Below are 10095 nucleotides of genomic sequence, written 5' to 3' on the forward strand. Positions count from 1 at the left end.
GTCTGCGCGGCGGGCGCGCCACCGCCGTCCCCGCCGCCGCAGGCGCGGGGCACCGTCCGGCTGCCCGCCGGCGGGACGGCGACGCTCGTGCGCAAGGACCTCGGCCCGGGTGGCGAGCTGCCGGTGCCCACCGACCTCGGCCAGGCGACGTGGTGGGGCGCGTCACTCGACGCCGCGGGCGGGGCGAGCGTGTTCGCCGGCCACGTGAACTGGCGGGGCGCGACCGGGCCGTTCGCCGAGCTGTGGACCGCGCAGGTCGGCGCCGCGGTGACCATTGTGGACAGTGCGGGTAAGACCTGGCGGTACCGGATCTCGCAGCTGGTCACGGTGCACAAGAGCGACCTGCCGGCCCGGGCCGACTACCTGTTCGGCCAGTCCGGCCCGCACCGCGTGGTGCTGGTGACGTGCGGCGGCCGCTGGGTCGGCGGCTCGGACGGCTACGAGGAGAACCGCGTCGTCATCGCGGAGCCCAGCTAAGTTACTCGTGGGTAACATCACGTTTCGAAACGGTGGTCGCGGGCGTCGCCATGCAGCAGAATGCCCAGGGTCAGGGCTGCGGAGCGAGAGGTGTGAAGACCATGGCGACGTTCTTGGTGACCGGCGCGACCGGACTGATCGGGCGTCACTTCACCCGGCTGCTGCTGTCCCGCCCCGACGACGACCGCGTCGCCCTCGTGGTGCGCGCGTCCTCGCGGGCCAAGCTCGCCGCGCTGGTCGACCAGTGGCCGCACTCCGACCGCGTCACGCTCGTCACCGGCGACCTCGGCGAGCCGCTGCTCGGAGTGTCCGAAGCGGACCGCGAGCAGCTGCGCGGAGGTGTCGACCACATCGTCCACCTCGCCGCGCTCTACGACCTCACCGCCGACGACGAAGCCAGCATCAAGGCCAATGTGGACGGTACGCGGGCCGTCGTCGACCTCGCCGCGGACCTGCGCGCGGGCTGCCTGCACCACGTGTCGTCGGTGGCCGTCGCGGGCGACCACGAAGGCGTGTTCACCGAGGAGATGTTCGACGCCGGGCAGCGCCTCGTCACGCCGTACCACCGGACCAAGTTCGAAGCCGAGAAGATCGTCCGCGAGCAGGACCGGGTGCCCTGGCGGGTGTACCGGCCGGCCGTCGTCGTCGGGCACTCCGAGACCGGCGAGATGGACAAGATCGACGGCCCGTACTACCTCTTCCCGGCGATCAACCGGCTCGCCGGGCTGCCCGACGTGCTGCCGGTCGTCGGCCCCGACCTCGGCGACACGAACATCGTGCCGGTCGACTACGTCGCCAAGGCGCTGCTGGAGCTGGTGGTCAAGCCGGGCCTCGACGGCCACGCCTTCCACCTGGTCAACCCCGAGCCGCAGCCGGTCGTGTCGGTGTACAACGCCTTCGCGCGGGCCGCGGGCGCGCCGACGATCACCGTCCAGCTGGGCGAAGGCCTCTCGAAGCGGATCGTCGGGCTCGTCAAGCTGACCGAGCACATCCCCGGCGTCACCATCGCGCGCGACGCCGTCATGGAGCGCTTCGGCATCCCGCCGGTGCTGCTGGACACGATGGCGTTCCCGTCGGTGTTCTCCTCGGCCGAGACGCGCAAGGCGCTGGCCGGCACGGTCGAGGTCCCGCGGCTGGAGGAGTACGCGCCGACGCTGTGGCGCTACTGGCGAGAGCACCTCGACCCGTTCCGCGCGCGCAAGCACGGCCCGCGCGGTGAGCTCGACGGCCGCCGCGTGATCATCACCGGCGCGTCCTCGGGCATCGGGCGGGCGACCGCGCTGAAGGTGGCGGCCGCGGGCGGCGTGCCGCTGCTCGTCGCGCGCCGCCAGCACGAGCTGGAGGAGGTCCGCGACGAGATCGTCGCCGCCGGCGGCACGGCGTCGGTGTACCCGGCCGACCTGACCGACGAGGACTCGGTGCGCAAGGCCGTCGACGCGATGCTGGCCGAGCACGGCCGGATCGACATGCTGGTCAACAACGCCGGCCGGTCGATCCGCCGGTCGATCAAGCTGTCCTACGACCGGATGCACGACTACGAGCGCGCGATGGCCATCAACTACTTCGGCGCGGTACGGCTGATCCTCGCGGTGCTGCCGCACATGTCGGAGCGGAAGTTCGGGCACATCGTGAATGTGTCGTCGATCGGCGTCCAGGGCATCGCGCCGCGCTTCTCGGCGTACGCGGCCTCGAAGGCGGCGCTGGACTACTTCTCGCGGATCGCGGCGACCGAGACGCACGGCGACGGGATCACCTTCACCACCATCCACATGCCGCTGGTGCGGACGCCGATGATCCGGCCGACGAAGATCTACGACGCGTTCCCGACGAAGTCGCCGGAGCAGGCCGCGGACATGGTGATGAAGGCGCTCGTCGAGCGGCCCAAGCACATCGGCACCCCGGCGGGGCAGGCGATCGGGCTGGCGTACACGCTCACGCCGGGCCTCACCGACGCCGTCGCGTACCAGGGTTTCCGGATCTTCCCGGATTCGACCGCGGCGGGCGGTTCGGGCGAGCTCAAGATCGGACGTGGCGAGAAACACCTCTCACGGGCGGCGATGGCGCTGGCCCGGCTCTCGCGCGGCTTCCACTGGTAATCGGTCCGGCTGGTCAGCACGGTGGTCTCACTCTGCGTTCCCGGGGTGAGGCCATTCCGGCGACACGGCGACACGTGTTGGTGATTCGTGAAGCCGGAAGGCGGAGGCGGCGGGTGCCCGGGTACGGTCGGGCCCATGGTTCCTGAGCGCGACCCCGCCGCAACCGCCCTCAACGGCCTCCTCCCCCTCCGTCGTGAGTACACGCAGGCCTGGCACGGTTTCGACCGCAACGAGGTGCGGCAGTACCTCGATCACGTCGAAGCCCAGCTGCGCCGGGTGCTCAGCGAACGCGACGCCGCCGCGGCCCAGGCCGCCGCCGCGACCCGCGAGGCCGAAACGGTGCGACAGCAGGTCGCGGCGCTGGAAGCGCGCATCGAGGAGCTGAAGAAGCCGCCGGAGCGGCTCGAGGACCTCGACGAGCGGATGCAGCGCACGGTGACGCTCGCCCAGGCGCGCGCGGACGAGATCATCAAGCGCGCCGAGGTCGCCGCGGAGAAGACGTGGGCGTCCTCGACGGAGGCGTCGACGAAGCTGCGTGAGCGGTACTCGAAGCTGGTGGCGGAGCTGGACAAGCAGGCCGACCTGCTGCACTCCGAGCACGAGAACGCGCTGGCGGAGACGCGCGCCGAGGTCCAGCGGCTGACGATCGAGGCGGCCCAGCGCCGGGAGCTCCTGGACAACGAGGCGGAGCGCAAGCGCCGGAAGCTGGAGCGCGAGTTCGAGGCGTCCCAAGCGGCCCAGAAGGCCACGCTGGAGAAGCACATCGCGGACCAGCGCACGGCGAGCAAGAACCAGGCGGAGCGCCGGATCGCGGAGGCGACGGCGGAGGCGAAGCGGCGTCTGGACGAGGCGACCGCGGAGGCCAAGCGCCGGCTCGACGAGGCGACCACCCAGGCGGCCCAGCGCACGACGGCGGCCAACCGCAAGGTCGAGCGGCTGGCGGAGATCCGCGAGCAGGCGCGCAAGAGCCTGGCGATGGCGGAGGACATCCTCAACCACAGCGAGACGCAGCTGGCCACGCTGCCGGAGGAGGCGGTGATCCCCCAGGCGTCGAAGCTGGTCGGCGGGGACGCGGAGTCGGCGACCACGCCGGCGGCGCCGGTGGTCCCGGTGGTGCAGCCGTCGATCCCGAAGTCGGCGGCGCCCAAGCCGGCGGCTTCCAAGCCGGCCCCGAAGCCCGCTGCGGCGCCCAAGCCGGCTGCAGCGCCAAAGCCGGCCAACTCGAACGGCCCGGCGACCAAGCCCGCGAACGGCAACGGGTCCACCAGCAATGGCGCGAAGCCGCTGTCGCCGTCGGGGAGCAAGCCGGGCAACTGAGCCACGGCATCTGTGAAGGCCGCGTTGCGGGACTCCTGAGTCCCCGGCGCGGCCTTCATCGCGTGAGCAACCCCAGCCGAGCGTGTCGCGAAGCCCGCAACCCGCGCGCGTGGAGGGGCCCCCCGGTTTTTACGTTACCGGCGGGCACCGACAGTTTCCGGTGCCCGGCAGCGGCGCGCGCTCAGTCATCCACAGCGGCGCGCCCTCAGTTGCGCGCCGTCCGGGCCCACGGATTGGCCGTCTCCAGCTGGGCCGCCAAGCCCAGCAGCAACGACTCTCCGCCCGGGCGGGTCACCAGCTGGACCGACGTCGGCAGGCCCGACACCACCGACCTGCCCATCGGGACCGTGATCGCCGGGTAGCCCGCGAAGTTCCACTGGCCCGTGAAGCCCGCCAAGCGCGTCGACGGCAGCACGTTCGCCAGCCAGCCTCGCTCGTGCCAGCGGCCCGCCTTCACCGGCCAGTGGGACAGCGTCGGCGTCAGCAGCACCTCGTGCGCCGCGAAGAACTCCTCCGCCCGGGCGATCCAGCGATCACGCGTCCGCGCGCGGATCAAGCCCGTCCTCTCGACCAGGCGGCCCGCGCGGATGTGGGCGCGGGTCCGGCGCTGCAGCCGCTTGACGTCGAACTCGCGGGCCTGGGCTGCCGGGCCCGCCAGCCAGCGGGCCGTCATGCCGAGGACCATCGTCGCCGGGTAGCGGGGTGCGGCCGGGGCTATCTCGTGACCCGCCGCCGCCAGGAGGCCCGCCGCCGTCGAGACCGCCGCCACCAGCTCGCGCGGGACCGGGCTGTGCAGCAACGGTACCGTCGTCGACATGCCGATGCGGACCGGCGACGGCGACGTCACCGCGGCCAGCTCAGGCGCGCCTGCCAGCACCGACACCAGCAACGCCGTGTCGGCGACCGTCGTGGCCAGCGGGCCGTGGACCGACATGCCGAACCAGCCGCCCTCCGCCAGCAGGTCCGCGCCCGGCTTCAGCCCCACCAGGCCGCACATCGCCGCCGGGAGGCGGACCGAGCCCATGCCGTCCGAGCCGTGGGCCAGCGGGACCAGCCCCGCCGCCACCGCCGCCGCGCTGCCGCCCGATGAGCCGCCCGCCGCGTACGTCGGGTCCCAGGGGTTGCGGGCGATGCCGTCCGGGGTGTCGCTCATCGGCCAGATGCACAGCTCCGGCACCCGGGTCAGCCCGACGATCACCGCGCCCGCCGCCCGCAGCCGCGTCGCGATCACGCCGTCCGCGTCCGCCCGCGCCGACGTCCCCGCCAGCGAACCGTGCGACGCGTATTCGCCGGCCACCTCCGTGACGTCCTTGACCGCGACGGGCACCCCGGCCAGTGGCAGCGTCGCGAGATCCGGCCGCGCGGCGACCTCCGCGGCTTCCTTCAGCGCCTCTTCGGCACGCACCCGCCGGAAGGCGCCGACGACGCCGTCCGCCGCGGCGATCCGCTCCAGGGCCTCCTCGGTGACCTGCACCGGATCGAGCTTCCCGGCCCGGACGGAGGCCGCGATCTCCACTGCCGTGAGCACCATGATCGGACCCTAGCCCACGGAAAGGTGACAGCGGCAGAGAAAACGTCTCAGATCGCGCCGGCTCGCAGGGCGTAGGCGACGGCGTGGGCGCGGTTGTTCAGGCCGCAGCGGGTCATCAGCCCGTAGAGGACGTTCTTCACGGTCCGCTCCGAGTAGCACAGCTTCGCCGCGATCTCCTCGGTCCCGAAGCCCTCGGCGACCAGCCGCAGCACGTCGCACTCGCGGGCCGCGAGCCCGGACAGCGTGAGCCCGTTCGGTTCCAGGACGTCCTTGCGCATCCGCTGCACCTGCGCGAGCAGCGCACCCTGCAGCCGCGGCGGCAGGTTGGCCGTGCCGTCGCCCGCCGCGAGCACCGCCGTCACCAGCTCGGCGCCGCCCGTCTCGCGGCGCGGCAGGATCGCCACCACGCCGGCCTCCAGTGCCGCCATCAGGTCGCTTTCGCGGAAGTGCTCGACGACCAGCACGACGTGCGACGCCTTGGCCGCCCGGATCTCGCCCAGGACGGCCTCGGTGACGTGGTCCTCCATCACCAGCAGCACGTCCGGCACGAGGTCGGTCAGCCGGACGTCGGGATGGTTGTCCAGCAGGCTCACCGCGCCGGCGTGCGTGATCGGGTCCGAGGCGAGGACGCTCACTTCGACGGGCTTCATGGGGGCAGTGTGGACGGCGTGTCTTCACGCTTTCCCTATTCCGTCTTCACGCCCGTGAAGAAAGCTCCCCGAAGGCCGCCCGCGCCCGGTCCAGGCACTCCGGCATCCGCCCGGCCGCGCGGGCCCAGTCGCGCTTGGCGCGCCAGTACTCTTCACGCGCTTCCGGCGTCCAGCCCGCCAGCTCCGGCTCGACCCGGGCCTCCAGGTCGGCCAGGAGCTCGCCGAGTTCGCCGGTGATCGCGCCCATCCGGTCCAGCACCAGATCGGCGAACCGGAAGTCGAGCCGCGTCACGGCAGGCGCGGCCGCGGCATCGGGCCGCCGGTCGCCTCCAGCAGCTGCGCCAGCCGCGACAGGATCACGTCGAACTCCTGCTCCCAGTCGCTCATCGCCTGGCCGAACCGCACCGATGCCTCACCGCGCCAGGACGCCTGCACCAGCGCCATCTCGCTGTTGACGTCGCGCAGGCGGGACCGGGCGCCGTCGAGGGTGGCCGCGAAGCAGGCGGCGGCCCGCTGCATGTCTTCGGTCGGCGCTGTCGCCATTCGAGGGCTCCTCTCCGGCTCCCGAGCGTGGCGCACGCGGTGGCGGCGCGAAACCCCGCCCGGGTGCCCTTGCCCGAATGTCCGCCATCCTTGCCTGCCGGTTCACGGCGTCCGCGTATGCTCACGGCAGGCATCCGGCGCGTGACGATTCGTTCACGCACGAAGGGAGACCGATGTCGGCCGCGGACGGCTCCGCACCGAGACTCCAGCTGCTGGGCCCCTTGAAGGCCTGGCAGGGTGAAACGGAGCTGGACCTCGGCTCCGCGCACCGGCGCACGGTCCTCGCCGCGCTGGCGATGCACCCGGATCGCACGGTTTCCCGCGAGGAGCTGATCGACGCCGTCTGGGGTGACGCGCCGCCGCAGAGCGCGCAAGGCTCCATCTACACCTACGTCTCCGGGCTGCGGCGCGCGCTGGAACCCGGCCGCGCCAAGGGCGAGGGCCCGCAGCTGCTCGCGTCGATCGGTTCCGGCTATTCGCTGCGGCTGGACGCCGAGGCGATCGACGTCCACCGGTTCGAAGCCCTGCGCGAGCAGGCTCAACGCCGGCACGCGGCCGGTGACCTCCGCGGCGCCCGGGAATCCTTCGACGAAGCCTTGGGGCTCTGGCACGGCGTCCCGCTGTCCGGCCTGCCCGGCCCGTTCGCCGCCGCGCAGCGCGCCCGGCTCGCCGAGGTGCGGCTGGCGACCATCGAGCGGCGCGCCGAGGTCGTCCTGGACTCGGGCGGGCACACCGAACTCGTCGCCGAACTGACCGCGCTGACCCGCGAACACCCGTTCCGCGAGACGTTGCGGGGGCTGCTCATGCGCGCGCTGGTCCGGGCCGGGCGGCGGACCGAGGCGATCGCGGTCTACGCCGACGTGCGCGAAAGGCTCGTCGAGTCCTCAGGCACCGAACCGGGCCCGGCCCTGCGGCGGCTGCACGACGAGCTGCTGGCGAAGCCCGCCGCGGCACCGGAACCCAAGCCGGCGCCGGTTTCGCCGGCGCCGCGGCTGCCGACCGCGGCCCTGCCGGAGCGAGCGGAGATCTTCGTCGGCCGGGAGGCGGAACTCGACCGGCTGCACGAGGCCGTCGTCGAGCTCGGGGCCGGGGTGGGGCGGTCGGTGTGGCTGGAGGGCGAGCCGGGCAGCGGCCGGACCGCGCTGCTCGCCGAAGTCCTCGCCGCGGCCCAGGACTTCCGCCCGGCCTTCGCCGCCGCGGACGCGCTGGACCAGCGGTTCGCCCTGCGGCCGCTGCTCGACGCGCTGGGCGTGCACCCGCGCGCCACCGACCCGCGCCGGGCCGCCCTGGCCGCGCGGCTCGCCGGACAGCCCGGCGAGGATCCCGTGGACGACGTCCTCGAGCTGGTCCGCGAGCTGTGCGCGGAGGCGCCGCTCGTGCTCGTGCTCGACGACCTGCAGTGGGCCGACGACACCACGCTGCGCGTCTGGCGCTACCTGAGCCGGGAGACGCGGCAGCTGCCGCTGCTGCTCGTCGGGGCGTGCCGTCCGGTTCCCCGGCCGGCCGCGCTGGACGATCTGCTTGACAACGATGACATCACCGTCCTGGCCCTGCCGCCGCTGACCGAGGACGCCGCGCGCGAACTGGCCACCGAGCTGGCCGGCGCGCCACCCGGGCCGGGCCTGCAGCTGCTGGTCTCCTACGGGGCCGGGAACCCGCGCTACGTCCGGGAAATCGTCGAGACGCTGCTCGCGCAGTCGATGATCGTGCTCGACGGCGTCCACGCGCACCTGGACGGCAATTCGTGCCAGACGATCCCGTCGCCGCTGGGCGCGCGGATCACGCAGTACCTGAGCTTCCTGTCCAGCGGGACCCGCGACACGCTGCGCTGGGCGGCGCTGCTGGGCCGCGAGTTCTCGCCGGGCGACATCGCCGTCGCCACCGAACGGCCGCCGATGGCGCTGGTCGGCGCGGTCGACGAGGCGATCACCTCGGGGGTGCTCGTCGAATCGGGCGACCGGCTGGCGTTCCGGCACTCGCTGGTGCGGCGCGTGCTCTACGAAAAGACGCCGGCCGCGATGCGGGTCGCGCTGCACCGGCAGCTGGCCGAGGCCTTCGCCGCCGCCGGCGCGCCCGCCGAACGCGTCGCCGAGCAGCTCGCCGCCGCGCCCGCGCAGGTGGACCCGTGGGTGACCGGGTGGCTGCTGGAGCACATCGGGACGGTGGCCACCGAGGCCCCGCGGACCGCCGTGGACCTGCTGCGCCACGCCGTCACCCAAGGCACGCTGCCGCCGGACGCGCGGGAGACGCTGACCGCGACCCTGGCCCGGCTGCTGTTCTGGCTCGGCCGGGAGCCCGAAGCCGAAGCGCGCTCGGTCGTCGCGCGCACGTCCGACAGCAGACGCGCGGCCGAGATGCGCTGGATCCTGGCCTACGTCTACTACCGCCGCGGCGACTTCGCCGAGGCGACCGCCGAACTCAAGCGGACGCTCGACGACGCCGACGTGCCGGAGATGTGGCGCGGGCGGCACGAGTCGCTGCTGGCCACGCTGGAGAAACTGGGCGAGGAGACGGCGCTGGCCCCGGCCGGGCTGCACCCGCTGGACGACGCGGCGCTGGCCGTGCCGAACCTCGACAGCCTCGACGACGCCGCCGAGCCGCTTGACGCCGCCCGCCGGATCGCCGCGACGCGCGCGGTGCCGGGCGAGATGCACCTGGCCGGCGCGGTGCACTACTACTGGCTGGGCCGCTGGCGGGAGGCGCTGGCCGAGCTGGACGCGGTGATCCGCGACGGCGCCGAGACGGCGTCGTACGTGCTGCGCAGCCCGGGGTCGGCGTTGCTGGTCCACGGCGTCGGCGCGCTGATCGCCGGCCACCGCGGCCAGCCGGGTCAGGTCAGGACGCACCTCGACGCGGCCGACCGGCAGCAGTGGCCGCCGGGCCTGGAGCCGGACGGCGGCGACTTCCTGCTCGCGGCGCGTGCCCTGCTGGCCGAGCAGGAGGGCCGGCCGGAGGCGGCGCTGACGGCGTTGCTGCCGCTGCTGGAGGACACCTACCCGCCGGCGGCCCGCCACCAGTGGCTGCCGGACCTGGTCCGGCTGGCGCTGCTGCTCGGCGACCGGGAGCGGATGCAGGAGGCGGTCCGCCTGCTCGAGCCGGACGGCGAGGTCCCGCCGGCGCACGCCGCGGCGGCGGCGCACTGCCGCGGTCTGGTGACGGGCGATCCCGGCCCGGTCCTGACGGCGGCTGGGCATTACCGGGCGGCCGGGCGGGTCCTGAAGCACGCGAAGGCGACCGAAGACGCGGCGATCCTGCTGGCGGAGTCGGGCGAGCTGGCCGAGGCACGCACGGCGTTCCGGGGCGCGTTGACGGCGTACACGGAGATGGGCGCGGTGTGGGACGTGCGGCGCGCGGAGGCCCGGATGGGCCCGTTCGGCATCCGGCGGGCGCCTTCGGTGCGCTCCCGGGCGGCCGCCGGAAAGTGAGCCCCCTCCCGCGCTGGTCGTGAGTGGTAAAGCGGGTTAGAACCCGCCTTACCACT

At 73.7% G+C, this 10095-nt stretch carries 8 protein-coding genes; 4 read left to right on the forward strand and 4 right to left on the reverse strand.

The window, feature by feature from the left end; all coding sequences use genetic code 11:
* From ACWEVN_RS42710 to ACWEVN_RS42720, 3 genes are all read left to right on the forward strand, one after another.
* A partial coding sequence (locus ACWEVN_RS42710) for a class F sortase (protein WP_452055085.1) occupies window positions 1–477 on the forward strand: 477 nt, incomplete at its 5' end.
* Between the two features lie 101 nt (window positions 478–578).
* Complete coding sequence (locus ACWEVN_RS42715) at window positions 579–2573, forward strand: SDR family oxidoreductase (RefSeq protein ID WP_449687868.1); 1995 nt, start codon at window positions 579–581, stop codon at window positions 2571–2573.
* Between the two features lie 135 nt (window positions 2574–2708).
* Complete coding sequence (locus tag ACWEVN_RS42720) at window positions 2709–3890, forward strand: cell division protein DivIVA (protein ID WP_449687867.1); 1182 nt, start codon at window positions 2709–2711, stop codon at window positions 3888–3890.
* 205 nt (window positions 3891–4095) lie between these two features.
* On the opposite strand, the gene ACWEVN_RS42725 is transcribed toward ACWEVN_RS42720, so the two are convergent.
* From ACWEVN_RS42725 to ACWEVN_RS42740, 4 genes are read right to left on the reverse strand one after another with little or no spacing between them, the layout of a single operon-like run.
* Window positions 4096–5421 (reverse strand): amidase family protein, encoded by a 1326-nt coding sequence (locus ACWEVN_RS42725; protein ID WP_452055086.1) that lies wholly within the window; start codon window positions 5419–5421, stop codon window positions 4096–4098.
* Window positions 5422–5468: 47 nt separating this feature from the next.
* Complete coding sequence (locus ACWEVN_RS42730) at window positions 5469–6071, reverse strand: helix-turn-helix transcriptional regulator (RefSeq protein ID WP_086845415.1); 603 nt, start codon at window positions 6069–6071, stop codon at window positions 5469–5471.
* A gap of 46 nt (window positions 6072–6117) precedes the next feature.
* On the reverse strand, window positions 6118–6363 hold the full coding sequence (locus ACWEVN_RS42735) for a WXG100 family type VII secretion target (RefSeq protein WP_449687865.1): 246 nt from the start codon (window positions 6361–6363) through the stop codon (window positions 6118–6120).
* A complete protein-coding gene (locus tag ACWEVN_RS42740) occupies window positions 6360–6614 on the reverse strand; it encodes a WXG100 family type VII secretion target (protein WP_449687864.1) in 255 nt (84 codons plus the stop codon). Before ACWEVN_RS42740 ends, ACWEVN_RS42735 begins: the two co-directional genes overlap by 4 nt.
* Before the next feature lie 173 nt (window positions 6615–6787).
* On the opposite strand from ACWEVN_RS42740, the gene ACWEVN_RS42745 reads away from it, so the two are divergent.
* A complete protein-coding gene (locus tag ACWEVN_RS42745; RefSeq protein WP_449687863.1) occupies window positions 6788–10039 on the forward strand; it encodes a BTAD domain-containing putative transcriptional regulator in 3252 nt (1083 codons plus the stop codon).
* The last annotated feature ends 56 nt before the right edge of the window (window positions 10040–10095 follow it).

It is taken from the genome of Amycolatopsis sp. NPDC003861 (genome assembly GCF_053605405.1).

Coding starts and splice junctions, on each gene's coding strand:
- ACWEVN_RS42730 (WP_086845415.1), bottom strand. CDS start 6,071: ATGAAGCCCGTCGAAGTGAGCGTCCTCGCCTCGGACCCGATCACGCAC.
- ACWEVN_RS42725 (WP_452055086.1), bottom strand. CDS start 5,421: ATGGTGCTCACGGCAGTGGAGATCGCGGCCTCCGTCCGGGCCGGGAAG.
- ACWEVN_RS42740 (WP_449687864.1), bottom strand. CDS start 6,614: ATGGCGACAGCGCCGACCGAAGACATGCAGCGGGCCGCCGCCTGCTTC.
- ACWEVN_RS42745 (WP_449687863.1), top strand. CDS start 6,788: ATGTCGGCCGCGGACGGCTCCGCACCGAGACTCCAGCTGCTGGGCCCC.
- ACWEVN_RS42720 (WP_449687867.1), top strand. CDS start 2,709: ATGGTTCCTGAGCGCGACCCCGCCGCAACCGCCCTCAACGGCCTCCTC.
- ACWEVN_RS42715 (WP_449687868.1), top strand. CDS start 579: ATGGCGACGTTCTTGGTGACCGGCGCGACCGGACTGATCGGGCGTCAC.